The sequence below is a fragment of the Sphingopyxis sp. NFH-91 genome (assembly GCF_021401285.1).
GTDB classification, from domain to species: Bacteria; Pseudomonadota; Alphaproteobacteria; order Sphingomonadales; family Sphingomonadaceae; genus Sphingopyxis; species Sphingopyxis terrae_A.
Window position 1 is genome coordinate 13,886 of record NZ_JACBGA010000003.1, and the last position, 26,542, is coordinate 40,427.

At 65.7% G+C, this 26,542-nt stretch carries 23 protein-coding genes and 1 pseudogene; 5 read left to right on the plus strand and 19 right to left on the minus strand.

What is annotated here, in order from left to right:
- Window positions 1-19 precede the first annotated feature (19 nt).
- From L0963_RS08205 to ffh, 15 genes and pseudogenes are all read right to left on the minus strand, one after another.
- A complete protein-coding gene (locus L0963_RS08205) occupies window positions 20-1,030 on the minus strand; it encodes a hypothetical protein (RefSeq protein ID WP_234179149.1) in 1,011 nt (336 codons plus the stop codon).
- 47 nt (window positions 1,031-1,077) lie between these two features.
- Window positions 1,078-1,707: a hypothetical protein gene (locus L0963_RS08210; RefSeq protein ID WP_234179150.1), complete on the minus strand. Its 630-nt coding sequence runs from the start codon at window positions 1,705-1,707 to the stop codon at window positions 1,078-1,080.
- Window positions 1,708-2,060: 353 nt separating this feature from the next.
- Window positions 2,061-3,449, minus strand: a complete 1,389-nt coding sequence (locus tag L0963_RS08215) for a PepSY-associated TM helix domain-containing protein (protein ID WP_234179151.1) — start codon at window positions 3,447-3,449, stop codon at window positions 2,061-2,063.
- Window positions 3,450-3,462: 13 nt separating this feature from the next.
- Window positions 3,463-5,475: a TonB-dependent receptor family protein gene (locus tag L0963_RS08220; RefSeq protein ID WP_234179152.1), complete on the minus strand. Its 2,013-nt coding sequence runs from the start codon at window positions 5,473-5,475 to the stop codon at window positions 3,463-3,465.
- 69 nt (window positions 5,476-5,544) lie between these two features.
- Complete coding sequence (locus L0963_RS08225) at window positions 5,545-5,937, minus strand: DUF2946 family protein (protein WP_234179153.1); 393 nt, start codon at window positions 5,935-5,937, stop codon at window positions 5,545-5,547.
- Window positions 5,938-5,986: 49 nt separating this feature from the next.
- Window positions 5,987-7,156 carry a sterol desaturase family protein gene (locus tag L0963_RS08230; RefSeq protein ID WP_062901078.1) on the minus strand — a complete coding sequence of 390 codons (1,170 nt, stop codon included), beginning with the start codon at window positions 7,154-7,156 and terminating at the stop codon, window positions 5,987-5,989.
- A gap of 44 nt (window positions 7,157-7,200) precedes the next feature.
- Complete coding sequence (gene ligA, locus L0963_RS08235) at window positions 7,201-9,345, minus strand: NAD-dependent DNA ligase LigA (protein ID WP_234179155.1); 2,145 nt, start codon at window positions 9,343-9,345, stop codon at window positions 7,201-7,203.
- Window positions 9,342-9,740: a putative quinol monooxygenase gene (locus L0963_RS08240; RefSeq protein WP_318153197.1), complete on the minus strand. Its 399-nt coding sequence runs from the start codon at window positions 9,738-9,740 to the stop codon at window positions 9,342-9,344. Before L0963_RS08240 ends, ligA begins: the two co-directional genes overlap by 4 nt.
- A pseudogene (locus L0963_RS08245) lies at window positions 9,737-10,419 on the minus strand (GNAT family N-acetyltransferase). The gene L0963_RS08240 and the pseudogene L0963_RS08245 overlap by 4 nt, the downstream one beginning before the upstream one ends.
- Window positions 10,416-12,101, minus strand: coding sequence for a DNA repair protein RecN (gene recN, locus L0963_RS08250; RefSeq protein WP_234179156.1), 1,686 nt, complete (start codon window positions 12,099-12,101; stop codon window positions 10,416-10,418). The pseudogene L0963_RS08245 and the gene recN overlap by 4 nt, the downstream one beginning before the upstream one ends.
- Window positions 12,102-12,150: 49 nt before the next feature.
- Complete coding sequence (locus L0963_RS08255; protein ID WP_040589805.1) at window positions 12,151-12,945, minus strand: outer membrane protein assembly factor BamD; 795 nt, start codon at window positions 12,943-12,945, stop codon at window positions 12,151-12,153.
- Window positions 12,946-13,041: 96 nt separating this feature from the next.
- Window positions 13,042-13,755, minus strand: a complete 714-nt coding sequence (locus L0963_RS08260; protein WP_062901083.1) for a peptidylprolyl isomerase — start codon at window positions 13,753-13,755, stop codon at window positions 13,042-13,044.
- 84 nt (window positions 13,756-13,839) lie between these two features.
- A complete protein-coding gene (rimM, locus tag L0963_RS08265) occupies window positions 13,840-14,349 on the minus strand; it encodes a ribosome maturation factor RimM (RefSeq protein ID WP_062901084.1) in 510 nt (169 codons plus the stop codon).
- A gap of 4 nt (window positions 14,350-14,353) precedes the next feature.
- On the minus strand, window positions 14,354-14,935 hold the full coding sequence (gene rpsP / locus L0963_RS08270; RefSeq protein ID WP_003043030.1) for a 30S ribosomal protein S16: 582 nt from the start codon (window positions 14,933-14,935) through the stop codon (window positions 14,354-14,356).
- Window positions 14,936-14,981: 46 nt separating this feature from the next.
- Window positions 14,982-16,442, minus strand: a complete 1,461-nt coding sequence (gene ffh, locus L0963_RS08275) for a signal recognition particle protein (RefSeq protein WP_186401215.1) — start codon at window positions 16,440-16,442, stop codon at window positions 14,982-14,984.
- A gap of 267 nt (window positions 16,443-16,709) precedes the next feature.
- Between ffh and L0963_RS08280 the strand changes: the two genes are divergently transcribed.
- From L0963_RS08280 to L0963_RS08300, 5 genes are read left to right on the plus strand one after another with little or no spacing between them, the layout of a single operon-like run.
- Window positions 16,710-18,341, plus strand: a complete 1,632-nt coding sequence (locus L0963_RS08280; RefSeq protein ID WP_234179157.1) for a putative bifunctional diguanylate cyclase/phosphodiesterase — start codon at window positions 16,710-16,712, stop codon at window positions 18,339-18,341.
- A gap of 51 nt (window positions 18,342-18,392) precedes the next feature.
- The gene (gene dapF / locus L0963_RS08285) at window positions 18,393-19,199 is read left to right on the plus strand and encodes a diaminopimelate epimerase (protein ID WP_234179158.1); all 807 of its coding nucleotides are present in this window, start codon (window positions 18,393-18,395) and stop codon (window positions 19,197-19,199) included.
- Window positions 19,196-20,494, plus strand: a complete 1,299-nt coding sequence (locus L0963_RS08290) for a MiaB/RimO family radical SAM methylthiotransferase (RefSeq protein ID WP_234179159.1) — start codon at window positions 19,196-19,198, stop codon at window positions 20,492-20,494. Before dapF ends, L0963_RS08290 begins: the two co-directional genes overlap by 4 nt.
- On the plus strand, window positions 20,491-21,417 hold the full coding sequence (gene ftsY, locus L0963_RS08295; RefSeq protein WP_062764286.1) for a signal recognition particle-docking protein FtsY: 927 nt from the start codon (window positions 20,491-20,493) through the stop codon (window positions 21,415-21,417). The genes L0963_RS08290 and ftsY overlap by 4 nt, the downstream gene beginning before the upstream one ends.
- On the plus strand, window positions 21,414-22,079 hold the full coding sequence (locus L0963_RS08300) for an inner membrane-spanning protein YciB (RefSeq protein ID WP_234179160.1): 666 nt from the start codon (window positions 21,414-21,416) through the stop codon (window positions 22,077-22,079). The genes ftsY and L0963_RS08300 overlap by 4 nt, the downstream gene beginning before the upstream one ends.
- Window positions 22,080-22,117: 38 nt before the next feature.
- On the opposite strand, the gene L0963_RS08305 is transcribed toward L0963_RS08300, so the two are convergent.
- The 4 genes from L0963_RS08305 to hemB are packed head-to-tail and all read right to left on the minus strand — an operon-like array spanning window position 22,118 to window position 26,458.
- Complete coding sequence (locus tag L0963_RS08305) at window positions 22,118-22,672, minus strand: gamma carbonic anhydrase family protein (protein ID WP_234179161.1); 555 nt, start codon at window positions 22,670-22,672, stop codon at window positions 22,118-22,120.
- Window positions 22,669-24,924 (minus strand): spermidine synthase, encoded by a 2,256-nt coding sequence (locus tag L0963_RS08310; RefSeq protein ID WP_234179162.1) that lies wholly within the window; start codon window positions 24,922-24,924, stop codon window positions 22,669-22,671. Before L0963_RS08310 ends, L0963_RS08305 begins: the two co-directional genes overlap by 4 nt.
- The gene (locus L0963_RS08315; RefSeq protein WP_217373067.1) at window positions 24,921-25,463 is read right to left on the minus strand and encodes a GNAT family N-acetyltransferase; all 543 of its coding nucleotides are present in this window, start codon (window positions 25,461-25,463) and stop codon (window positions 24,921-24,923) included. The genes L0963_RS08310 and L0963_RS08315 overlap by 4 nt, the downstream gene beginning before the upstream one ends.
- Window positions 25,460-26,458: a porphobilinogen synthase gene (hemB, locus tag L0963_RS08320; protein ID WP_234179163.1), complete on the minus strand. Its 999-nt coding sequence runs from the start codon at window positions 26,456-26,458 to the stop codon at window positions 25,460-25,462. The genes L0963_RS08315 and hemB overlap by 4 nt, the downstream gene beginning before the upstream one ends.
- Between the last annotated feature and the right edge of the window lie 84 nt (window positions 26,459-26,542).

Here is a 26,542-nt window from a genome sequence, read left to right on the forward strand (position 1 = left end):
GCCTGACGACGAGCTCTTTTCAGAGATCACGGACTTTTTTCCAGTAGAGCGCCGAAATCTGGCTTCCATCGTCGGCCGTATACCAATCGACGACCGCCTTGCTGTGCTCGACCCGAAAGACGCGGTACCCCTTCTCCGTCCGCAGATAGTCGACCTTTTGTACATAGCCATATCCAGCGACCATCTTGCTTTCTTCGGCGCGTTTGGGATCGACGATGCGGCGCAGCGACGCGGACATGTGGATCGTGGAAGGATAGTCGCTGCGGAGCCAGTAGAGGAGGATGGTATCCTCCAGCATCGCGCGAGACCGGGCGTTCGGATCAGCTGCAACGGGCGTGAACCGGATAGAGTCGTATATGCGCGTTGAATCGGCGGGAACGTCGCCGGCGTCACCCCATACCCAGTTGAATGTGTAAAGCTTGTTTCCTCGCGCCACGATCAGATAGCGGTGGGTTGCCGGGGTGTTGAAATAGTCGATGGTGAACGAGAAGATGACCTCGCGCGCCGGGAGACCCTGGAAGGTCAAGGGACGGTTTTTCAGGACCTTGAAATTGTTGAGGCCGCCGCTGGCGATCTGATCGGCCTGGTCCTTCAGAAGGCCGGCGACGTCGGAAATTTCATAAATGCCGAAATCCACGACCCCGAAGTTGAAGCTGCTGCAGCGGCCGCCGATCTCTTTCCCGGGCCGCGCGCGCTCGGTTACCTCGACATTGACGAAATCTTCGGCCCCCAGGCTATAGGTTTGATGCACATCGGTGCTGACGTCGAGCGTCACGCCGAGCCGCGGATCGGTGAAGCGTTGCCATTCCGGCCCGTAGCAATTCATCGTCGCGGCGGCTGGTGATGCGGCCAACACGCCCGCGAGAGCCACGAGGCCAAGGCGCCATTTCGTCATTTTCATTTCCCCAAAGCGCTTGCGATTAGCAAAAGCAGCAACCCCTTGGTCTGCATTGCCTATATCGTCGCCGTTCGCAACATGCCTGTCTCTCGAAGATGACGCTCTGCCTGCCGCGATCTTAGTCCGCTGCATCGGGCGGACGGTCGATGGCGGCTGTGGATCACGCCTTCCCCGGCCGATCAACCGGCATATCTTTGATTGGCTTCATAGGCCTCGAGTTCGAGTGGGGATTTGTCGTGGCCATATTGGATCAATTCCGAGACATATTGGCCCGCATAGGCCGCGAAGCTCGTGCTCCGCTCGATCTGCCACACATGAACGAGCTCATGTGCGAGGCGCGGCTGGTCGAGCGTGAAGCCCTTCCGCACCCAGATTGTGTATCCAAAGGCCTGGGCGTTGTTGACGATGCCCGGACCGATGAAACCGAACGTCTCGCCGGCAAGCGAGATCTCGGGATTCTCCCTCGGGAAGGGGATTTCGTCGACGAAAACGAGGCGCACTTTTTCGGGATGTTTTATGCCGATCTCTGCGGCGAGGCGCGCTTGGTCCGGATCGAGAGGGATGCCCGTCGCTTGGCCGCGCGCTTCAATTTCCTCCGCCCATTTGACATAATAGGCCATGAATTTGCTCAGAAACTCTTCCTGGTTGGCCGAGACCGCTTTCTGACCTGCCTGCACTTCGGCTGCCAGAAGTGTGGCTGAGGGGGGCAAGGTGCACCCAACAAGTGCCGCGACCATGATGGCTTGCCTCAGCACGGAATGACGCTCTGGCCGTCCTGCAAAAGCAAGATGGGTGCTGATATGCTGCAATTTTTCGGCCTCCTGTTATGGAATGGTCTTCAGTGTTTGCGGGCGGCGTAGGTGCCGCGCCGCCGTCGACTGATGGAGCCGGCTGCTACGGCTTATTCATCGCTTCGTCGAGACGGGAAGCGCGAATGGCTCGCAAAGTCATTCATGCCATTGCAGCTGCGAATCCGGCGAGCCTGCTTCAGTTCGCAAGCTGGACCGAGGGGTTGGTCTGCAATAACGGCTTTTCGCAATCCTGTGGCTTTCGCCCCCGCGCCTCTCCAAGCTTATCTAGAAAGTCACCCACGCGCGCCACGACCTTTTCTCTGCCCTCGGGCGCAATGGCCGTGAAGGTCAAGCCCGCTGCGGCCATGAACTTATACTCTAAAAACCTCCCGCACCGCCGGAGCCATTCCCAGCCAGCGCGCCACCCGCGGCAGGCGCGGCAGGATCAGCCGGTCGACGAGCCACAACAGGATCAGCGACGCCGCAAGCAGCGGCAGCAGCGCGGCAAGGCACAGCACGATCGCCGCCACACCCTTAAGCCGCGCCGGATCGCGCGGCATGGGCGGCGCGCCGATCGCATCATAGGGCTTGCGGCGGCGCCACATCAGGAAACCCGACACGGCAAGCGTGATCATCGCAAGCGTCGTTGCGACGCCGACGAGTTGATTGACGACACCGAATAGCTGCCCTTCGTGCCAGGCGATGCCATAGCCGACGGCGCGGTCGATCACATGCTTGTCGGCAAAACCGCTGCGTGCCACCTCGATCCCGGTCACCGGATCATAGCTGACCTTGCGCACGAGCGGGCGGTTCTGCGTCTGCGTCGTCAGCGTCCAGACATTGCCGTTGGGCGGCCCGAACATATTGGGCGCCCCCGGCGGCTGGATGATCGCCGGCGCGGGCATATGTTCGGCCTGCGCGCGCAGCACGATCCGATCGAGCTTGACCCGCGGCGCATCGTCCGCATTCGCCATCCGATGCGCCGGCGTCGCCCGGTTCATTGCCTTGGCCATCGCGCCATGATCATGCGCGGCGTGCGGATCGAGCCCCCCCTTCCAGTCCTGCACCCCCGACACCCAGCCCATCTCGGCGCGCACGGCGCGAAAGCCCGTTGCCCAGATGTCGGTCCACGGCAGCGCGGTGGTGAGGAGGACGAGCGCGAGGCCCGAAACCCAGAATCCCGTGACGGCGTGCAGATCGCGCAGCGCCGCGCGTCCGCCAAGGCGCAGCCGCGGCCAGACGACCCCGGCCAGTCCCCGCCCGCGCGGCCACCAGAGATAGAGGCCGGTCAGGATCATCACGATTGCCCAGCTTGCGGCAAGTTCGACCAGAATGCCGCCCCCCAGCCCAAGGAGCAGCTTGCCGTGCAACCGCGCGAGCCACGCCGTCCAGCGCAGCTCGGGATCGGCCGACCCGATGACGCGCCCCTGCGGCGACACCGCCACATCGCGCATTGTGCCGCCGGGCAGGCCGAGGTGGATCACCGCGGCGTCGCCCGGCGCTCCCGGGATGCGATAAGAGTGAAAGGCCGCGCCGGGAAAGGCGGCGAGCGCCGCCGCGACCTGCGCGTCGGCATCGACCGGCTGCGCGGCGGCGAGCCCGCGCCAGTCGCCCTCCTCCCACCGGTCGATCTGCGGCTTGAACAGATAGGCCGCGCCGGTCAGCGACAGGATCAGGATGAAGGGGATGACGAACAGCCCGGCATAGAAATGCCAGCGCCAGATCGTGCGATAGAGCGGCATGCGGCTGACGTCGGCCATCCCCTCCTCCCCCTCAGAACCGCGCGCGAAGGCCGGCCGAAATGGCACGGCGTTCGACGGGGTAGTAGATCGCCGACGCCGGTGCCGCGGTGATCGTCGCGCTGATATCGCCGATGGCCTTTTTGCCGGCGATGTTGCGCACATCGACGAACGCGTCGATGCCGTCGGTAATCCGCGCACCGCCGGTGATACCGATCAGCGCATAGCCCGGCGTCCGCACCAGATTGCGATAATCGGCAAAGGGGCCGTCGGGTACCCATTCGACATTCGGCGCGACGTGCAGCGCCTCGCTCCCCAGCCGCAATTCGGCGCGATAGACATGCTTCGGCACCACCGGCAGGCGGTTGTTGCCGAACTGGCTGTCGCCGCGGAAGCGGAAGTCGCTGTAGGTATAGATCTGGCGCAGCCGCACCCACGGCGCGAAATTGAGCTCGAGCGCCGCCTCTATCCCCTGATGCAGCGTCCGGTCAGCGTTGAAGGTCGCGGCCGGAATGCTGCTGTTCGTCGAGAATTGCAGCATCTCACCGGTCAGCGTCGAACGGTAGAGCGCCAGATCCCAATGCGCGATGCCGACGCTGCCGCGCGTACCGATCTCGGCCGTCCACGCACGCTGCGGGCGGATGGCGGAGACGACAGCGCTGGTCGGCGGGGTGCCGATCGTCTGGAACACCTCGCCGAAACCGGGGAATTCGGCCGAACGACTGTAGTTGGCGAAAATCTGGATGCGGCTCGATGGTTCGAACAGCAATCCGAATTTCGGCGAAAAGGCGTCGAGATCGACGCGCCCGTCGCTCGCCGGAGAGGCCGAAAAATTGACGTGCCGCTTGCGCCAGCCATCGGCATAGACGCCGCCCGCGATCAGCGAAAGCTGGGGCACCGGGCGCACGCGGACCTCGCCATAGAGGCTCGCCGTCTGCGCTTTCTGGTCGGCATCGAAGGTCAGCGCGCCGCGCGACCCGCTGATGTTGACGAACTGCTTCGCCTTGGTGCTGCCATGGCGAATTTCGCCGCCCAGCGTCAGTTCGACCGGCCCCGCCGCATAGTCGAGCCGCGCGAAGCTGCCGACATCGGTCGACTTCTGGTCGATCACCTGAAAGATCGGGTGGAACAGCGATTTGGCGTTGACGAAGCCGCCAACCTCCAGCGTCGCCGATCCGAAATCGAAGGTCGTGCGATTCTGCAGGCGCAGCGAATCGATGTCGCGCTGCTGATCGCCCGCCGCGCTGCCCGCGTTCGCCATTTTCGGCGTCGTGAGCGCCTGATCATAGGTCAGCGCGCCGGGAAGCTGCTGGTTGATATTGTTGAAGCTGGCGTAAAAGCGCGTCGAGACGGTATCGCTGAGCCGCAGGCCAACATTGGAATGAAAGCGAAAGCTCCGCCGCTTCGCATGATCCCGATCCCCGTCGGACGTGTCGGCGCTGACCGCGCCCCAGGCATCGACCGCATCGCTCGCCACCCCGGCCGAGACGAGGCCGCGCAGCATCGAAAAGCTGCCCGCGTCGGCGCGCAGATAGACGCCCTCGGCGGTGCGGCCGGTCGGCGTCACACCATTGATCGCGCCGCCCAGCGTGCCCGACCCGAAGCGCAGCGCATTGGCGCCGCGATAGACTTCGAGATGGTCGAAGAAGATCGGTTCGAGTTCCTGAAAGTCGCCATTGTCGTCGGCGAGATTGATGGGCACGCCGTCCTGGAGCAGCGTGATGCCGCGCATGTGGAAACCGCGCGACAGGCCCGAACCGCGGATCGACAGGCGCACTTCCTGCCCATAGCGCGGCTGGAGATAGACGCCGGGTGAAAAGGCCAGCGTGTCGCGCAGGCTGACGATCGATTTGTCGGCATAATCTTCATAGGAAACGACATCGGTGCCGCCGGGCGTCCTCGCGGCGCGCGCTTCGGCCGCGTCGGTAAGCTGCGGCGCGGTGACGATGATCGTCGACTGGTCTTCGGCGTCCGCGGCATGGGCGGCAGGCGCCAGGGAAATGGCGAGCGCCAGCAACGGCGCCGCACGGGTAACGTGACTCTTCATGGAAAATCCTTCGCTTGAACACAGGCAGAACCGCGCCGCGCGAGGTGCGCGGACGGTCATCAAACCGGGTCAGGCGAAGGCGGGTGGTCCGGTGCTTGGCGGTAGCGGCGACGCGATCCCGGGCGCATAGCCCAGCGCGGGAATCGCGACCGGCGCGGGATCGGCCGCGGCGAGCGCGACGGGGAGCACGGGCGTATCGGGAACGATCGGCGCGACCGCGAGCGCGCCCCACGGACAATGCTGCTGCCCCTTGCCGCTGTCGTGGTCGCCCGCCTTTTCAATGGGGATGGTCAGCGTCGCGCCGGGATTGGCGGGGTCCGAACAGACGCGCACCGTGATCGCGCCCTTTGCGTCGCTTTCGATCATCCAGCCGGGCGCGACGAAGACGCGCGCCGCCAGCGCCAGCAGCACGGGTAGCAGCAACAGGATGCCGGGACGGCGCAAGACGGCGAGAACCCCCACGCGCCGCGCCTTATGCCCGTCCACGCGCGCTGGCAAGCGGGCATAAGCCCTATTCGGCGGGCGCCTCGTCGATCTTCTTGCCCGTCCGCGTCCACGGATAGAGGAACTGGCTGCCATAGCTGCGCGGTACATCTTCCGGGATGCCATAATTTTCGGGCCAGCGATCCTTCGGCAGATGAAAGGTGCCGAACAGCTTGTCGAGAAAGGGAAAGTGGATCGCGAAATTGACGTCGAACGCCTCGCGTTCCAGCCCGTGGTGCCAATGGTGAAAGCGCGGCGTTGCGATCCAGTGCCCCAGACGGTTGAAATCGCCGCCGACATTGGCGTGGAGCAGCGACGACCAGACATAGACGAAGCCGATATAGGCCTGCATCACCGACGGGCTGAACCCGAGCGTGAACAGCGGCAGCGAGGTGATCGAACGCAGGAGGATGATCTCGACGAAATGCATCCGCGATCCCGCGAGCCAGTCCATCGATTTTGCGCTGTGATGGATCGCGTGGAATCCCCACAGAAAGGGGATTTTGTGGAACAGCCGGTGATACCAATATTGCGCGAGGTCGGAGACGAGAAGGACGATGGCGAACTGCGCGATCCACGGCAGCGCCGCGACCCCGGCGCGGAATGCCGCCCAGCTGCTCGTATGATCATTGACGAACGCCTGCGGGGCGAGCGCAAGAAAGCCCAATATCTGCACGAACATCGTGCTGACGAGATAATAGAAAAGATCCTCGCGCCACTCGGTACGGAACAATCGCTGCGCACGGCGGTGCGGAAAGGCGCGCTCGAGCGGCGCGAACATGAAGCCGGTGACGAGCAGGTTGACGACGAAAAAGTCGAGCCCGAAGAAAATGCCCCAGTCGCGCGTCTCGGCGGGCTGGACATTGGCGCCGCCCATCAACGCCGCCGCAAGCCCGATCATCAGCGCGGTCAGCCCCAGCACCTTGCGCGGCCGCAGCAGCAGGCTGAGCAGCGACAGGCCATAGCTAGCGAGCAAAGTCAGGTGGACCATCCCGCGAAATCCGGTCCAGCCCTTGACGATCTCGAGCTCGGGCGTCGCGAACCAGTCGGGAAAGCGCAGCGCGACGACCATGAAAAACCCGCTGATCGCAAACAGCAATCCGAAGAAGCCCGAAAGCCACCCGCTCCCGAACCGTCGCACCTCGGTATGCGATTCCAGATCGCGCATGAGGCTTTTCAGATAGTCGCTCTTCGCCATTTTGCCCCCCTCGCCCCCTCCGCATGACCATATGCGCCGCGGTGCTATCCCGCCGCCGCCACAATTTCCGCCCACGCCGCTTCGTCGATCACGCGGATGCCGAGCGCGGCCGCCTGCTTGAGCTTCGATCCCGCGCCCGGCCCGGCGACGACGAGGTCGGTCTTGGCACTCACCGATCCCGCCGCCTTGGCGCCGAGCGCCTCGGCCTGCGCCTTCGCTTCGTCACGGCTCATCGTCTCGAGTTTGCCGGTAAATACGACGGTCTTGCCCGACACCTCGCTCTCGCGGGTTTCGACGACATAAAGCGGCGGAGACACTTCGCTGAACAGATCGTCCCAGAGCGCGCGGTTGTGCGGCTCATGGAAGAAATCGCTCAGCGCCTCAGCGACCGCGGGACCGATGCCGTCGGCGCGCACCTCGAGGATGGCCTTGATTGCGTCGAGCTTGCGGCTTGCATATTTGCCGTCGGATTCGTCCGAATCTTGCGGGTTCGCCTCGGTCCAGGCCCGCAATTGCTCGGCCTTTTCGGGCAATCGCCGGATGTCGCCGATCCCCTTGAGCAGATCGCGCGCGGTTACTGCGCCGACATGACGGATCCCGAGCCCGAACAGCAGCCGCGCAGCATCGGGCTGCCGCTTTGCCTCGATTGCGGCAAACAGCTTGTCGACCGATGTTTCCTTCCACCCTTCGCGTCCGAGCAGTTCGTCCCGGTGCGCCTTCAGGCGGAAGATGTCGGCCGGGCCCTTGTCGAGCCAGCCGAGGTCCATGAATTCCTGAATGCTCTTCTCGCCCAGCCCCTCGATATCGAGCGCGCCGCGGCTGACGAAGTGGCGCAGCCGCTCGAACTTCTGCGCCGCGCAGATCAGCCCGCCGGTGCAGCGGACATCGACCTCGCCCTCCTCGGCAACCGCTTCGCTGCCGCAGACGGGGCAATGATCGGGGAAGATATAGGGGTCGCGCGCCGTGTCGCGGGTGAGATTGTCGACCACTTGCGGAATCACGTCGCCCGCCCGCTGGACAATGATGCGGTCCCCCGGCCGGACACCGAGCCGTTCGATCTCGTCGCGATTGTGCAATGTCACGTTCGAGACGACGACGCCGCCGACGGTAACGGGGGTGAGGCGCCCGACGGGCGTGAGCTTGCCCGTCCGGCCGACCTGGATGTCGATCGCCTCGAGCGTCGTCTGCGCGCGTTCGGCGGGGAATTTATGTGCAATCGCCCAGCGCGGCGCCTTGGCGACGAAGCCGAGCCGCGCCTGCCAATCGAGCCGGTCGACCTTGTAGACGACGCCGTCGATATCATAGGGCATCTCGGCGCGCTCGGCCTCGATCGTCCGGTAGTGCGTCAGCACGCCCTCGACGCTGTCGAAACGCTTCAACAGCGGCGATACGGGGACGCCCCACCCCGCGATACGCTTCATCATCGCATATTGCGTCGCCTCCGGCACCGCGCTGACGTCGCCCCAGCCATGTGCCAGGAAGCGCAGCGGGCGCGACGCGGTGACGCTGGCGTCCTTCTGACGCAATGATCCCGCCGCCGCGTTGCGCGGATTGGCGAACTGGCGCGCCTTTTCGGGATCGTCAGCCTCGGCAAGCAGGCGCGCGTTAAGCGCCGCGAAATCGGCCTTGGCCATATAGACCTCGCCGCGGATCTCGAACACGTCGGGTACTTCGCCGCTCAGCATTTCGGGAATGTCAGCGATGGTGCGGACATTGGCGGTGACATCCTCACCGACCGTACCGTCACCGCGCGTCGCCGCCTGAACCAGCTTGCCCATTTCATAGCGCAGCGAGCAGGACAATCCGTCGATCTTGTCCTCGGCGGTCAGCGCAATCGCCTCGTCCGCGTCCAGATTGAGGAAACGCCTTACGCGCGCGGCAAATTCTTCGACATCTTCCGCCGCGAAAGCATTGTCGAGGCTCATCATCCGCACCGCATGCGTCACCTTGGCGAGGGGCGACGCCTCGACTGCCGCGCCGACCAGCCGGTTCGGACTGTCGGCGCGGACGAGATGCGGGAACGCCGCTTCGATCGCATTGTTGCGGCGGACGAGCGCATCATAATCGGCGTCCGAAATCTCCGGACTATCCTCGGCATGATAGAGTTTATTGTGATGCGCGATCTGTTTCGCGAGGCGCATCAGTTCGTTGGCGGCGTCGGCTTCGGTCAGCGATTCAATGTCGATCATGGACGCGCTTTTGCCACCGGCACGAACTCGGCGCGAGCGCCAAATCCGGAAATCAGCGGTCGCCCCTTCGCAATCGCCGCCTGAACCGACGGCAATTGCAGCGAGGCGGCATGGGCATCCTTGTCAGCCCAGAGCTCGACGATCCACAGCGCATCCGGATTCGCGCTGTCCTCGCCGACCAGATAGGCGAAATTGCCGGGCATCGCGTCCGTATCCTCGGTCAGGATCGCAGCCAGCGCGGCGCGCTGGCCGGGCAGCGCGATCATCTGGCCGATCAGGCCGTAATGGGGCTGTTCTTCGTCCATGATCGTCTCCAAGGCCAGCAGGTCGCGCGGTGCCAGAACGGCTGCTGCGAACGTCGCGAGCGCGGCAAGATGGGTGCGTCTGCCGATCACCGTGCAATCACCAGCACATGCACCTGTCGCCGTTCCCGAAAGCCGAGCGATTCATACAGCGCGATCGCGCCTTCATTGTCGGCATAGCTGTGCAGAAAGGGCGTCTCGCCGCGCTGCGCCATCGCGCGCATGACATGGCCGATCAACGCGCGCGCCAGTCCGCGGCCGCGGCAATCGCCCAGGTCGCGACGCCGCTGACCTCCGCCATGCCGGGAACAAGCATGCGCTGCCCCGCCATCGCAAGCAGGCGCCCCTCTTCGCGTACGCCGAAGAAGGGGCCGTAGAGATGCGTCTTCGGCCCCCACGGCCCCGGCTTCGCATGCTCGGCGAGTGCGGTCATTTCAGCCGCATCGGCTTCGCCCAGCGGCACGATGAGGGGATCATCCGCGCGCGGTTCGGACGGTGCTCCTTCCGCAACCATCTGCGTCAGAATGGCGCGCTTCATCTCGCGGGTTCCCGGCGGCAGCGGCCAAGCCTCGCCTTCGACCAGCCACAGCTCGCCGTGCTCAGGAACAAGCGCCGCGAGCGCGGCTTGCGCCGCCGCGCCGGTGTCGGCGGCGGCACCGAACGGCCCGTAGTCCCCATCGATCCGCACCGCCCGCGCGTCGCCCTGTGCCAGATGTGCCTGTCGGCCGGTCAGGATGCTGAGGATCGGCCGGTCGAGGGGGTGCGCGCTCACCCCGCTACCTCGAGCAGGCGGTCTGCCTGTGCCCGCGCCTCCGCGGTCACTTCGACCCCCGACAGCATCCGGGCGATTTCTTCGCGGCGCCCCGCTTCGTCGAGCGCGCGTACGCCGGTGCGCGTCACCGTTCCTTCGCTCGACTTGGCGATCATGAAATGCGTCGCGCCCTTGGCGGCGACCTGCGGGCTGTGCGTCACCGCGAGCAATTGCTTGCCCCCGCCCTTTCCGCTTCCGCCGGCCAGCCGCGCCAGCCGCTCGCCGATCGCGCTCGCGACCGCACCGCCGACACCGCGGTCGATCTCGTCGAAGATGATCGTGTCAGCGCCGCCCTCTTCGGCAAGCGCAACCTTCAGCGCGAGGATGAAGCGCGACAATTCGCCGCCCGAGGCAATTTTGGCGAGCGGAGCAAAGGGTGCGCCGGGATTAGTCGCGATCAGAAATTCGACGCGGTCGATACCGTCCGCACCCCAACGCTCGGCAGGCAGGCGTTCGACGAGCGTGCGGAAGCGCGCCGCATCGAGCTTGAGCGGCGCCAGTTCGCCGGCGACCGCCGCATCGAGCCGCGCCGCGGCCTTCGTCCGCTGATCCGACAGCGCGGTCGCGGCATGAGTGTAGGCGGCGGCACCTTCGGCGACCGCTGCTTCGAGCCGGGCAAGCCCCGCGCTGCCGCCTTCGATCGCATCGAGCCGCGCGGCAAGGTCGTCGGTCAGCGCCGCCAGTTCGTCGGGCTGGACGCCATGCTTGCGCGCCATCGCGCGCAGTTCGAACAGCCGCGTCTCGGTCGCCTCGAGCCGATCGGGATCATATTCCAGGGCGCGTGCAGCCTCGTGCAGCTTGGCCTCGGCATCGTCGGCATCGATGATCGCGCGATCAAGGCTGGCGAGCGCTTCGGCAAGCAGCGGATGGTCGCCCGCCAGCCGGTCGAGCCGCCGCGCGGCACCGCGCAGCAGGGCGGGACCGCCGGCGCTGCCGTCGAATGCCTCCATGATCGTCGACAGGTCGCCCGCAATCCGCTCGCCCTTCTGCATCGCGGCGCGCGCCTCGGCGAGTTCGGCTTCTTCGCCCGGCTGCGGTGCCAGCGTTCGCAACTCGGCGACGCAATGTTCCAGCCATTCGCGGTCGCGCTCGGCCTCGGCAATCGCGGTCCGTGCAGCCGCCAGTCGCTCCTCGGCGCTGCGCCAACTCGCATGCGCCGCCGCCACCGCGCCGGCATCGGCGCGCGCATAGGCATCGAGCAGCGCGCGATGCCCCGCGGGCGCGAGCAGGCCGCGATCATCGTGCTGCCCATGAATTTCAACGAGATAGCTGCCGACTTCGCGCAGCAGCGCCGCCGAACAGGGCTGATCGTTGAGAAAGGCGCGGCTGCCGCCGTCGGCCTTGACGGTGCGGCGGATGAGCAGCGGTTCGCCATCCTCCAATATGACATCATTGTCGGCGAGCAGCGCGGCGAGCGGCGTGCCTGCTGCCGGCGGCGCAAAGCTGGCGGTGACCTGCGCGCGGTCGCTGCCCTGCCGCACCAGCGCCGTGTCGGCGCGCGCACCCAGCGCAAGTCCCAGCGCGTCGAGGAGGATCGACTTGCCGGCGCCGGTTTCGCCCGTGAGCACGCCCAGCCCGCCCTCGAAATCGAGGTCGAGCCGTTCGATCAGAACGATATTCGATATGGACAGCGCGGTCAGCATCCGGCCCCGCCTTACAATAGAACAAAGCGCGAATCTATCGCGCGATGCATCAGGCGCTGGGCGCGTGCTTTTCCATCAGCTTGTACGCGCGTTCGTACCATTTGCTGCCGGGATAATTGGCGCCGAGGACGGCCGCCGACTTCTTCGCCTCTTCGGGAACGCCGAGCGCGAGATAGCATTCGGTCAGCCGGAACAGCGCCTCGGGGGCGTGGCTGGTGGTCTGATATTTGTCGACGACTTCGCGGAAGCGGATCGAGGCCGCGAGCCAGTTCGAGCTGCGCTCGTAAAAGCGGCCGATTTCCATCTCCTTGCCCGCCAGATGGTCGCGGACAAGGTCAAGCTTCAACCGCGCATCGGCGGCGTAGCGGCTGTCGGGATAGCGGCGCACAATCTCGCCCAGCGCGGCCTGCGCCTGCTGCGTGATCTTCTGGTCGCGGGTCACGTCGCTGATCTGCTCATAATAGCTGAGCGCGATCAGATAATAGGCGTAAGGCGCATCCTTGTTGCCCGGGTGGATCGACAGGAAACGCTGCGCCGATTCGATCGACGGCGTATATTCGCGGTCCATATAATAGGAAAAGGCGCTCATCAGCTGCGCGCGGCGCGCCCAGGGCGAATAGGGGTGCTGACGCTCGACCTCGTCGAACAGCGCCGCGGCAATCTTGTACTGGCCGCGGTCGAGACGATCCTGCGCGGCGCGATAGAGCGTATTCACGTCACGCGCGACGTAGCGCGTGTCCTTCTTGACCCCACCCCCGCCGGCGCAGGCCGCGAGCAGCGGCGAAATCACGAGGGCGGCGGCGATCAGGCGCACGGCGGCGCGAGAGGAAGGGCGCTGAGTCATGGGCGCGGTATAGCCACAGCGCAGATGAACGCAAAATAAATGATCATGTCTTTCGTCGGCATCGCGAACCAAATCGTCCGGCGGCGCCCGGGGGCGTCACGGCGCCGGAACCGGGGGCGCCTTCACCACACAGCCCTTGGGTGCATCGGCAGGCGCCGGAACGCGGCGCGCCGACAGGATGGTCACGGCCGGATCGAGGATCTGGCCGCGCATCACGCCCTCGCCCGCGGTCTCGGAAACCGGCATCGCGAAGATTTTTTCGGCGACGTCGCGCCCCGAAGCAATCTCGCCGAATACCGCGAAACCCGCCCCATCGCCGCCGGGCGCGTCGGCGTCGAAGCCCTTGATGCCGGACAGCAGCAAAAAGAAATCGGTCGTCGCATCGCCCGGGCGCAAATGCGCCATCACCAGCGCACCATCGCAATTGGTAAGGCCGGTTTTCGTTGTCGGCTCATGCGCGATGGGTGGGAAGTTGGTCCGCGGGTCGCCGCGGTTGCCCGCCTGAATCAGCTTGTTTCCCTCGCCCCAGCTGCGCGTGGTGCGATAGAATTTGAAACCGTCCATCCGCTTGCTGTCGACATAGCGGAGGAAATTGGCGCTGGTGATCGGCGCCCGCTTGTCCTCCAGCCGAACGACGATCGTGCCCGCGTCGGTCTTGAGCGCGACATAAGGCCGCGTATCGGGCGCCGCGACTTCGACCGGGGGCGTCACGGCCGCCGGAACGGGCGGCGGCGGCGGGGGCAACTGCGTGGTCTGGGCTGGAACCGACTGTACCGCAAGGACGAGCGACAGGATCAGGGGAGCGAACATGGATCTCTCTGCGGACCTCTCTCTGGTTGGCGGGGGGTCAGGCTAGACGCCCCGGCAGCGAACGCCAAGCCTTTGCGCCGACACCTATTCGACGAAGGCCGCCGCCACGGTCACGCCCTCGGGGTTCCAGGCAGGAACCGCCTGCGCGGTCATCGGCACCATGAAGCGCTTCGGCTTGTGTCCCGCTTCGGCCGGACGTTCGATTTCCAATATGTCGCCGGCGCCGAAATTCTCGACCGCCACGACATGGCCGACAGCCTCGCCGTCGGTCGAAACGCAGGGCAGGCCGATCAGATCGTGATGATAATATTCCCCCGGCGCGAGCGACGGCAGCGCCGAGCGCGGGACTGTCAGCACCGTGCCGCGCAGCGCTTCGGCGGCGCTGCGATCGGCGATTTCGGCAAAGCTTGCCACCGCGCCCTGATTGGCGGGGCGTATCGATTTCAGCGTCAGCTTGCGGGCGCCGGCGTCGAAAACGGAAAAGGCGCGGAGAGCCTCCGCGCCTTCACCGAACAATTTGAGCCGCACCTCGCCCCGGACCCCGTGCGCGCCGGCAATGGCGGCCAGGGTGACGGGACGATCGGCGGCGGCCAAGGGTTTAGCCTTCGGCCTTTTCTTCGCCGGCTTCGGCGACGGGGCCGCCTTCGGCAACTTCTTCGGCGATCGCAGCCGCGTCGTCGGCGCTCGCGTCGGCCGGAACTTCCTCTGCAACTGCGTCGGCAACCGCTTCGGCGGTTTCTTCGCTCTTCACCGAGCCGGTCGCATCCGATTCAGCCGCTTCGGGAGCCGCTTCTTCGGCCGGAGCCGGAGCCGCAGCGGCGGCCGCCGCAGCTTCTTCGGCCTCGGCCAGCTTCGCGGCCTTTTCTTCGGCGCGTTCCTTGGCCTTTTCACCCGGGACAGCCTTGTTCGGGTTGTTGCGGGCCGAACGTTCCTTCACGCCTGCGGCGTCGAGGAAGCGGGCGACGCGGTCGGTCGGCTGCGCGCCAACCGAAACCCAATGCTTCGCACGTTCGGCGTCGAGCTTGACGCGGTCCGGATTATCCTTGCCGAGCAGCGGGTTGTAGCTGCCGATGCGTTCGATGAAACGGCCGTCGCGCGGGCTGCGCGAATCGGCAACGACGATCTTGTAATAGGGGCGCTTTTTCGAACCGCCGCGCGAAAGGCGAATGGTGGTAGCCATGATATTTTCCTTCTGACTTGCTAACTTTGACTTTGATTTTTAAGGGTTATTTCTTCTTGTTCAGCAGATTGGCGAGATCGGGCGGAAGTCCGGCACCGCCAAGGCCGGGCAGTCCGCCGGCACCGCCGCCGCCGCCCATGCCGCCGCCGCCCATTCCGGGGATACCGCCGCCGCGGCCGAGGAGAGCGCCAAGGCCCTTGAGGCCGCCCATCTTGCGAATCTTCTTCATCGCGGTGGACATTTCCTGATGCATTTTCAGCACCTTGTTCACCTGCTGCACCGTGGTACCCGACCCGTTGGCAATGCGGATCTTGCGCTTCGCATTGATGATTTCGGGTTTCGCGCGTTCCTTTGGCGTCATCGAGCCCATGATCGCGTCGAAATGGACGAGCACCTTGTCGTCGGTGCCGCTCTGCGCCATCGCCGCCTGTGCTTTTTTGAGGCCGGGGATCATGCCCGCCAGCGCACCCAGCCCGCCCATGCGGCGCATCTGGTTCAATTGCGTGCGAAGATCGTCGAGGTCGAACTGACCCTTCGCCATCTTCTTGGCCATCGCCTCGGCCTCTTCGGCCTGAATCGTCTCGGCGGCGCGTTCGACGAGGCTGACGACGTCGCCCATGCCGAGGATGCGGCCCGCGATGCGCGAGGGCTGGAAGACTTCAAGGCCGTCAAGCTTTTCGCCGGTGCCGGCGAATTTGATCGGCTTGCCGGTGACGGCGCGCATCGACAGCGCGGCGCCGCCGCGCGCATCGCCATCCATGCGGGTGAGCACGACGCCGGTCAGCGGCACCTGTTCGGTGAAGCGCTGCGCGACCTGCACCGCGTCCTGACCGGTCAGGCTGTCGACGACAAGCAGCGTTTCGGCCGGATTCGCCGTGCGCGACACCGCCTGCATTTCGTCCATCAATTGCTGATCGACGTGGAGGCGGCCCGCAGTATCGAGCATCAGCACGTCGAAGCCCTGAAGCTTGGCCGCCTGCATGGCGCGCTGCGCAATCTCGACCGGCTGCTGCCCGGCGATGATCGGCAAGGTCGCGACGTCGATCTGGCTACCGAGGACGGCGAGCTGTTCCTGCGCGGCGGGACGATTGACGTCGAGCGACGCCATCAGCACCTTCTTGCGCTCCTTGTCCTTCAGCCGCTTCGCGATCTTCGCGGTCGTCGTCGTCTTGCCCGACCCCTGAAGGCCGACCATCATGACAACGGCGGGCGGCGTGACGGCAAGGTCAAGTTCAGCAGCTTCGGAGCCGAGCATTTCGGTCAGCGCGTCGCTGACGATCTTGACGACCTGCTGCCCCGGCGTGACCGAGCGCAGGACATTCTGACCGACCGCAAGTTCGGTGACCTGGTCGACGAAGCTGCGCACCACGGGCAGCGCGACGTCGGCTTCGAGCAGTGCGATGCGCACTTCGCGCATCGCCGCGCGCACGTCGGCCTCGGTCAGCGCACCGCGGCCGCGGAGCTTCCCGAATACATCGCCTAGCCGATTGCTCAGACTGTCGAACATGCGCTTCCAAATCCTTCTCTCGATCCGCAACGCAAAAGACGCCGGTGAGCGAAACCTCGCCAACCAGCGGCTATCCGTGGACAGAAATTCCGTCGCGGATGTCGATATGCCCACCCGAATCCAATAGGCGGACAGCGGCTCCTTAGGCGAGATCGCCCGCAAAGGCAAGTCGGACCGCCCGCTGGCTTCGCGATCGCCACCAAGCCCCACTTAACGCAAATTTCACCGCTTTGCCGGCATATGCGAGGGAATGGTGGGGACTATAGCATGAATTCGACGATGAAGCCGCGAAACCGTAGCGAGGACGCCCGACGCGACATGATCGCAGGGGGAATCGTCGTCGCCGCGATAGTGATGTTCGTCGGCACCGGCGGCAATGTGATGCAGGCGGTGGTGCAGACGCTGATCGGCATCGGCGGCGGGCCGGACAAGGTCTTGTCGGCGGCGCTGATCCTGAATGTCGCGCTGATCCTGTTCGGCTGGCGCCGCTACGAAGACCTCAACCGCGAGATTCGCGAGCGCACCGAGGCCGAACAGCGCGCGCGCTATCTGGCCGACACCGATCCGCTGACCGGATTTCTGAACCGCCGCGCGCTGATCGTTGCGGGGCAGCAGCTCATCGCCAGCGCCGCGGCCGAAAAGCGCAATGTCGCCCTGTTCCTGCTCGACCTCGACCATTTCAAGACGGTCAACGATATTCACGGCCATGCCGCGGGCGACCGTGTGCTGCAGGTCGCGGCCGAGCGGATCACCGCCATCCTGCCGCCCAATGCGACCAAAGCGCGGCTCGGCGGCGACGAATTCGTCGCGATGATTCCGTTCGAGCCCGCCGCGCGCGCCAACATCGACGCGCTCGCCGCGGCACTGGTTTCGTCGCTCGAGGATTCGGTCGCCCATGATGCGCAGCATATCCGCATCGGCGCCTCGCTCGGCATCGCACTTGCCAATGATGCCAGCATGACGATGGAGACGATGATCCGCCAGGCGGACATCGCCATGTATCACTGCAAGGACGAGGGCCGGAACCGCTATTGCTGGTTCGAGCAGGGCATGGAAATGGCGGTCCAGGTCCGCAACCAGATCGAAAACGGCATCCGCGAAGGCATGCCGCGCGGCGAGTTCATTCCCTTTTTCGAGCCGCAGGTCGACATCGCGACCGGCCGCCTTGTCGGCTTCGAAATGCTGATGCGCTGGGATTCGCCCGAATATGGCATGATCCCGCCCGAACGCTTCATTCCAATCGCCGAGGAAAGCGGGCTGATCGGCGAATTGTCCCTGCTGGTCATTCGCCGCGCGATGGAAATCGCCAAAGGCTGGGATCCGTCGATCATTCTCGCGGTCAATATTTCTCCGCAACAGCTCAAGGATCCCTGGTTCAGCCAGAAGCTCACCAAGCTGCTGGTCGAAACGGGTTACCCCGCCAGCCAGCTCGAGGTCGAGATCACCGAAAGCTCGCTGTTCGAGAATCTGCCGCTGGTCCGCTCGATCGTCACCAGCCTCAAGAATCAGGGCGTTTCGCTCAGCCTCGACGATTTCGGCACCGGCTATAGTTCCTTGTCGCACCTGCGCGCGCTGCCCTTCGACCGCATCAAGATCGACCGCAGCTTCGTCGCCGCGATGCGGGGCAGCCCCGATGCGCAGGCGATTGTGGTGGCAATTGTCCGCCTCGGCGAAAGCCTGGCCATGCCGATCACTGCCGAGGGCGTCGAAGACGAAGCAACCGCCACCGAACTGACGCGGCTCGGCTGCGCGAAGGGTCAGGGCTGGTTCTACGGCCGCGCCGCATCGGCCGACGACACGGCGCGCATGCTTGCCGACCGCGGCCTTCTCCGCTCGCCCGCGCTGCCACAAACGCCGTCCCCCGACGTCGACGAGGAAGTGCTGCGCAAGACGGCCTGACGCCGCCACATCGCTAGACTTCGCCCGTCGGCGCCCTTACATGCGCGGACTATGGCGGACCGCTTCACCAAGATGCACGGCCTCGGCAACGACTTTGTCGTGATCGATGCGCGCGCGAACAGCGTCGAGATGACGCCGGCGCGGGCGCATGCGATTGCCGATCGCCGCCACGGCATCGGCTGCGACCAGCTGATCCTGCTCGAACCGTCGTCGAAGGCCGACGTCAAAATGCGGATATTCAACGCCGACGGCAGCGAGGTCGAGGCGTGCGGCAACGCGACGCGCTGCGTCGCCACGCTGATCGGCAAGCCCGCGGTCATCGAATCGCTGGGCGGGATGCTGCGCGTGACCCCCGCCGACGGCGGCGCCGAAGTCGTGCTGGGTGAACCCGTCTTCGATTGGGAGCATATTCCGCTCGCCATGCCGATGGACACCCGCGACATGCCCGTCGCGTGGGACGAACTGGAACATGGCGCGGCGGTCAATGTCGGCAATCCGCACATCATCTTCTTCGTCCCCGAAGCCGATGCAGTCGCACTGGGCGACCTCGGCCCGCGGATCGAGACCGACCCCCTGTTTCCCGAGCGGGTCAACGTCAATGTCGCGAGCCTCGACGGCGAAAATCAGCTCCAGCTTCGCGTCTGGGAACGCGGCGTCGGGCTGACGCAGGCGTGCGGCACGGGCGCGTGCGCGACCGCGGTCGCCGCAATCCGCGCCGGCATCGTCAAATCGCCCGTCACCGTGTCGCTTCCCGGCGGCGATCTGGTGATCCGTTGGTCGCCCGGCGAGCCGATCGTGATGAGCGGCGCGGCGACCCGCGTGTTCGAGGGCGAGACCGACTGGGCGCAATTCGGATGAGCGTTGCCGAAGCCGGCCGGGTCGAGGTCGTCAATTTCGGGTGCCGGCTGAATCTGGCCGAAGGCGAAGCGATCCGCGCCGCCGCAACGCGCGCCGCAGCGCCCGACACGATCGTGTTCAACAGCTGCGCGGTGACCGACGAAGCGGTGCGCCAAGCTCGCCAGGCCGTGCGCCGCGCGCTGCGCGAGCGCCCTGACACCGCGGTGGTCGTTACCGGCTGCGCCGCCGAACTGGAGGCCGAGCGCTTTGCCGATATGGGTGCGCGGGTGGTCGCCAACGATGCGAAGGGGCTAACGGCAAGCTACCAAGTCGAAAATATTGCTTCGTCAAGCTCGGCACGAGCAGAGATGGATGACGCAGCTCCTCCTCCACCCTTCGCCCTGAGCCTGCCGAAGGGCCGTTCTTCCCTCCCCTACCTGCCTGCTCTTTCCGGCGCTGACCACGCCCGCGCTTTCCTGGGCGTCCAGACGGGCTGTTCGCATAGCTGCACTTTCTGCGCGACGGTGCTGGCACGGGGAACCGCCCGCTCGGCCACGGTCGGTTCGATCCTGACGGCGGCCCGAACGGCGATAGACCGCGGCCAGCGCGAGATCGTGCTGACCGGGGTCGATCTTGCCAGCTATGGCGACGACAGCGGCACCAGCCTTGCTGCGCTCGTCGAAGCCTTGCTGCGCCTGCCCCTCGAACGCCTCCGCCTTTCGTCGCTCGATCCGGACCGCATAGACGATGCGCTGTTCGCGCTGCTGACGCAGGATGCGCGGCTCATGCCGCACGTTCATCTCTCGCTGCAGGCGGGCGACGACATGGTGCTGACGCGCATGAAGCGCCGCCACCGCCGCGCCGACGCGGTGCGGCTGGTCGAAAGGCTGAAGGCCGCGCGCCCGGAAATCGCGATCGGCGCCGACCTGATCGCCGGTTTTCCGACCGAGGATGCCGCCATGTTCGCGAACAGCCTGGCGCTGATCGACGATTGCGACATCGTTTTCGGTCACATCTTTCCTTACAGCGCGCGCAGCGGGACGCCCGCGGCGCGAATGCCGCAGGTCGGACGCAGCGCGGCGCGCGACCGGGCGGCGCGGCTGCGCGAGGCCAATGCGCGGCGGCGTCATGCCTGGCTGGACCGACTGACGGGATCGACAACAACCATGCTGGTCGAGCGCGACGGCCGAACCGGCCATGCCGAAAATTTCGCCGCGCTGATATTGGCCACGCCCGCCGAGCCGGGCGCCATCGTGCCGGTCCGTGCGGGCGCACGCGACGGCGACAGAATGACTGCGGAAAGGATATCGGGATGAGCGGACCGAGCTGGAGCGAGCGGCTGCTCGGCGGCTTTCGGCGCACGTCGGAACGGCTTGGCGAAAATCTGGCCGGGCTGACGGGCAAGTCGCGCCTCGACGAAGACGACCTCGACCGAATCGAGGAAGCGCTGATTACCGCCGACCTTGGCCCCGGCATGGCGGCGCGTATCCGCGACCGCCTGTCCGAACGCCGCGACATTGCCGCTAACGGCACCGACGAATTGCGCCGGGTCGTGGCCGAGGAGATTGCGGCGGTGCTGCGTCCGGTCGCCGAGCCGCTGGAAATCGATGCTTTCCCGCGCCCCCAGGTCATTTTGGTGATCGGGGTCAACGGGTCGGGCAAGACCACGACCATCGCGAAGCTCGCGCATCTGTTCCAGGAACAGGATTATGGCGTGATGCTGGTCGCCGGCGACACCTTCCGCGCTGCCGCGATCGGCCAGCTCAAGGTGTGGGCCGAACGGCTGGGCGTGCCGATCGTCACCGGACCCGAAGGCGGCGATGCGGCGGGCATCGTGTTCGATGCGGTCAAGCAGGCGACCGCGACGGGCATCGACGTGCTGATCGTCGACACCGCCGGGCGGCTTCAGAACAAGCGCGAACTGATGGACGAGCTTGCCAAGATCAAGCGCGTGCTCGGCCGCCTCAACCCCGCAGCACCGCACGACGTCGTGCTCGTTCTCGACGCGACCACCGGGCAGAATGCGCTATCGCAGATCGACGTGTTCCGTGACGTGGCGGGCGTGACCGGGCTCGTGATGACCAAGCTAGACGGCACCGCGCGCGGCGGCGTCCTCGTCGCCGCGGCCGAACGCCATGGCCTGCCCATCCACGCGATCGGCATCGGCGAAACGATCGACGATCTGCGCCCCTTCGACCCCGACGAGATCGCGGGCATCATTGCAGGAAATATCCGATGAGCGAACCGCTCGACCAGCTACCCGGCGGCCCCGAAGCCGTCCCCGCCGCGCCGCCCGCCAAGCATGGCTGGCTGAACTTCGCGATCGATTTCGGGCCGCTGCTGGTGTTTTTCCTGACCTACAAGTTCACCGCCGGCGGCCAGGGCGCCTTCGCGGCGACTGCGGGCGCGATCAAGGGCACGATCGCCTTCATGGTCGCGATCCTCGTTGCGATGGGCATCTCGAAATGGAAGCTCGGGCGGATTTCGCCGATGCTGTGGATGTCAGGTATCCTCGTCATCGGGTTCGGCGCGCTGACCGTCTATCTCCACGATCCCAAATTCATCGTGATGAAGCCGACGATCATCTATGCCGTCTTCGCGCTGATGCTGCTCGGCGGCTGGTGGTTCAAGAAACCGATGCTCAAATATCTGCTCCAGTCGGCGCTCGACGGGATGACCGAACGCGGCTGGCTGCTGCTGTCGCGCAACTGGGGCCTGTTCTTCGCCGCGCTCGGCATCGCAAACCATGTGATGTACGTGCTCATCGAAGCCGGGCGGATGAGTTTCGATACTTGGCTGACGATCAAGGTCTGGGGCGTGACCGCCCTGTCCTTCCTCTTCACGCTGACGCAGGTGCCGGTGATGCTGAAGAACGGGCTGGCGGTTCCGGAAAAAGATTAACTTCTCCCTCCCCTCCCGCAATCGGGAGGAGGGAAGATTCAGCCGTCGATCGCCGCCTTGTGCATCCGTCCGTTGAGGACATAGTGGGCAACGCCCATCTGCATTCCCGCCGCCTGCGCGTCGCCGATTTCGCGCACCCGGCGCGCGGGCGACCCGGCCCATAGTTCGCGGTCGGGAATCTCTTTATTCTCGGTCAGCAGCGCGCCCGCCGCGAGCATCGCGTCGCTGCCGATGCGGCAGCCGTTCATCACCGTCGCCTTCAATCCGACGAAGGCGCGGTCGGCGAGCGTACAGCCATGCACCATCGCCATATGACCGATCAGCACATCCTCGCCGATGATCGTCGGATAGCCTTCGGGGCGGCCCGGCATCGGGCCGTCGCAGTGCACGACGCTGCCGTCCTGAATATTCGACCGCGCGCCGATAACGATACGGCTGACGTCGGCGCGCAGCACGCAATTATACCAGATGCTGACATCGGCGCCGATCGTCACGTCGCCGATGATCCTGCAACCCGGCGCAATGAAGGCGCTCGGGTCGATCTGCGGCGACTTGCCGTTGACGCTGATGATGCTGACGTCGGTGTAGGTCATTCATGTTTCCCGATCAGATTGCCCCAGAGAAGTATCGGTAGCGTGGACGCATAATCGTCGGTCCAGCGCTCGAACCCCGCCTCGCTACGCAGCGCGACCCAGGTATCGTTCGCGGCGGCATTCTGACGGGGGCGCAGGCCGTGCGTCAACTGGCCAAGGCGGGCAGGCGTCGCCGTCAGCGCCACCCAGTTCGATCCGGTGAGATCACCGAACTCGCTATCCTCCGGGCCGGGGTCGAGCCGGATCGCCGCGCTCCACCCGCGGCCTCGCGCCTCGGCGGCGAGCACGGGTTCGAGATCGAAGAAGCGGTTCGAGATATGGACGAGCAGGATGCCGCCGGGGCGCAGCGCGCGCGTATAGGCGTCAAACGCCTCGCGCGTCAGCAGATGCAGCGGGATTGCGTCCGACGAAAAGGCGTCGATGACCAGCACATCGAAGCGCGCGGGCGGCAGCTTCGCGATCTGCAGGCGCGCGTCGCCGATCACGATCGGCGTATCGGCGGCGCAGCGCGACAGGAAGGTGAATTTGGTGGGATCGCGCGCGATATCGGCCATGACCGGGTCGATTTCGAAGATCGTCCAGTGCTGCCCCGCCTTGCGATAGCAGGACAAGGTTCCCGTCCCCAGGCCGACGATGCCGACCGCGGCATCGGGCCCGGCGAGTTCGGGCAGCCTGTCGAGCGTCAGGCCGACCCCCGACTGATGGCCATAATAGGTGGTCGGATCGAGTTCGTGGCCGGGCGTCGTGCGCTGGAGTCCGTGCAGCGTCGTGCCATGCGCGAGCCGCCGCTGCTGATGATAGCGATCGTCGGTGACGGTGTAGATGCCGAAATAGCTGCGCACCCGCATCCCGTCGCGCCCCTTTTCGAGCGTCTGGACGCCCCCGAATCCGAGCATCAAGAGGAAGAGCGCGGCAACATAGGCCCAGCGCCAGCGAATGACGAGCAGACCGACCGCCACGATGATCGCCGCCCAGACGACATGCGCGCCGTGCAGCGTCCCGTCCCAGCTCGCCACAAGCTTCCACGATGCGAAGGCGGCAATCGCGACCAATGCGACGACGACGGGTAGCGGGCGGCGCAGTCCCAGCCATTTTTCCCACGGCAGCAATGCAGGCAACGGCAAAAGCATCGCCGCGGCAAGCACGAGCACCGGATGCTCATAGACCCAGTTGAAGACGAGCGGCGCCACCAGCGCCGCGAAGGCGCCGCCAAGGACGCCCCCCGCCGACATGATCAGATAGAACAGGGTCAGATACCGCGGTCCCGGCCGCAGGAAATAGAGATAGCCGTGAAGCGCGGTCGCGACGACGAACAGCATGACGAGGCTCGCCAGCGCAACGAGCATCGTTCCGCCGCCCGTTCCGAGCAGCGCCTGTCCGCCGACGACCAGCAGCAGCGCCGGGGCGATCGTGACGATGACGTTGGTGAGCGACGTCCAGCTGGAAAAAGCGATCACGAAGCTGAACAGATACAGCCCGAGCGGCAATACCCAGAGCAAAGGCATCGCGACGATATCGGTCGTAAGATGCGTCGTCGTCGACAGCATCAGGCCCGACGGAACCGCGGCGATCAACAGCCAATGCACCTGTCGCCGCCAGTCCGGCCTGGCTTCGTCGCCGGCCGTGTCAGTCGGCTGGGCGCTTTCCGGGCCGCGCCCCCAGCGCGCCGCGGCGGCGGCCGCAACCAGCATGAACAGCAGAACATAGCCCAGCGTCCAGCCGATGCTCTGCTTCTCGAGCGGCAGCAGCGGTTCGACGAGCGCGGGATAACTGATCAGCCCGGCGAAGCTGCCCAGATTCGAAGCCGCATAGAGGAAATAGGGATCGCCGGCGCGCGGATCGGCGGCGAACCAACGCTGCATCAACGGCGCCTGCGCCGAAACCGCGAAAAAGACCGGTCCGATGGAGGCAAAGAGCAGGAGCGGCACCCACAGCGCCTCCTGCCCCGGCGCCGGCGGTGCGATCCGTGCAAGGCCGACCGGCAGCCACAGCGCGGCAACGAGCAGCAGGCCGAGATGGATCATCGCCTGCCGCCGCACCGCGAAACGCCCGAGCCAATGCGCATAGGCATAACCGCCAAGGAGCAGCGCCTGATAGACGAGCATCGCGCTGTTCCACACCGCCGGCGCCCCGCCGAGTCGCGGCAGCACCATGCGTGCGACCATCGGCTGAACGAGGAAGAGCAGGAAACTGCCGACCAATATGGTCAGAACGAACAGGAGCCGACGCGGCCCACGGTCGGCGACGGTCATACGCGAAGCCAATCTGCGCGAGAAAGCGAATAGGTAACATGGCGGCGCAATCGGTCGCCCGCGTCGAGCTTGGGATGATCGAAGTCGAGCCCGGTGCAATAGCCCATACCGAGCCGCTCCATCACCGCGCGGCTGCGACCATTGCCCTCCCACGTGATGGCCCGAATTTCGTCATCGTCACGATTGGCGAAACTCCACGCCGTTGCGGCCTTGGCAGCCTCGCTCGCATAGCCGGCGCCCCAACAATCGCGTGCCAGGCGCCAACCGATTTCGAGCTTGTCCCGCACCGGATCGATGTCGCCGCGGATCACGCCGCACCATCCGATCAGCCGCGCATCGTCGCGGCGTTCGAGCGCCCAGAAGCAATGGCCATGCTCGCTTTCGTGCCGCTGCATCCATTCGATCCGCGTCGCCGTAGCCGCCATGTCGAGCGGTGGCCCAAGCGTTGCCATCACATCGGGATCGCTGCAAATTTGCTGAAAGGGCGCGAGATCGCTTTCGCGCCAAGACCGCAAAACCAGTCGCTCGGTTTCGATCATGCAGCGAGGAGCCTCGCCGCGTGCAGTGCGTGATAGCTCAGAACCCCCGACGCGCCGGCGCGGCGGAAGGCGAGCAGGGTTTCGAGGACGAGCGCGTCGCGGTCGCCCGCGCCTGCCGCGGCGGCGGCCTCGATCATCGCATATTCGCCCGACACCTGATAGGCATAGACCGGCACCGCGAAAGCGTCCTTCACCGCGCGCACCACGTCGAGATACGGGAGGCCCGGCTTGACCATCACGCTGTCTGCGCCCTCGGCCAGATCCTGTTCGACCTCGCGCAGCGCCTCTTCGACGTTGGCGGGGTCCATCTGATAGGTTTTCTTGTCGCCCTTCAGCAACCCGCGCGACCCCACCGCATCGCGGAAGGGACCATAGAAGGCCGACGCATATTTGGCGGCATAGCTCATGATCTGGACATGACCGAAGCCCTCGATCTCCAGCGCTTCGCGGATCGCACCGATGCGACCGTCCATCATGTCACTGGGCGCGATGATGTCGGCGCCCGCGCGCGCCTGGTTGAGCGCCTGGCCGACCAGCACCTCGACCGTTTCATCGTTGAGGACATAGCCCGCCGCGTCGATGAGCCCGTCCTGCCCGTGGCTGGTATAGGGATCGAGCGCGACGTCGGTCAGCACGCCGATCGCATCGCCGAGCGCGTCCTTGATCGCCGCGGTTGCGCGGCACATCAGATTGTCGGGATTGAGCGCCTCGGCGCCGTCTTCGCTGCGCCGGTCGGGCTGCGTATAGGGAAAGAGGGCAAGACAGGGGATGCCCGCATCGACCGCATCGCGCGCGCGCGCCACGAGCAGGTCGACTGACCATCGCGAAACGCCGGGCAGGCTGGTGATCGGTTCTTCGACGCCGTCACCCTGACAGACGAATAGCGGCCAGATCAGATTGGCGGAAGTCAGCTGCGTCTCGCGCACCATTGCGCGGCTCCAGGCGGTTCGGCGGGTGCGGCGCAGGCGCAGGTCGGGGAAAGCGGCATGAGTCATGCCCGTGTGCATAGCGGCGCTTGGTCGCCGGGCAAATGGATATTGGATATCGGTGCGCCCCGCGCACCGACGGGAAAGCCCGAC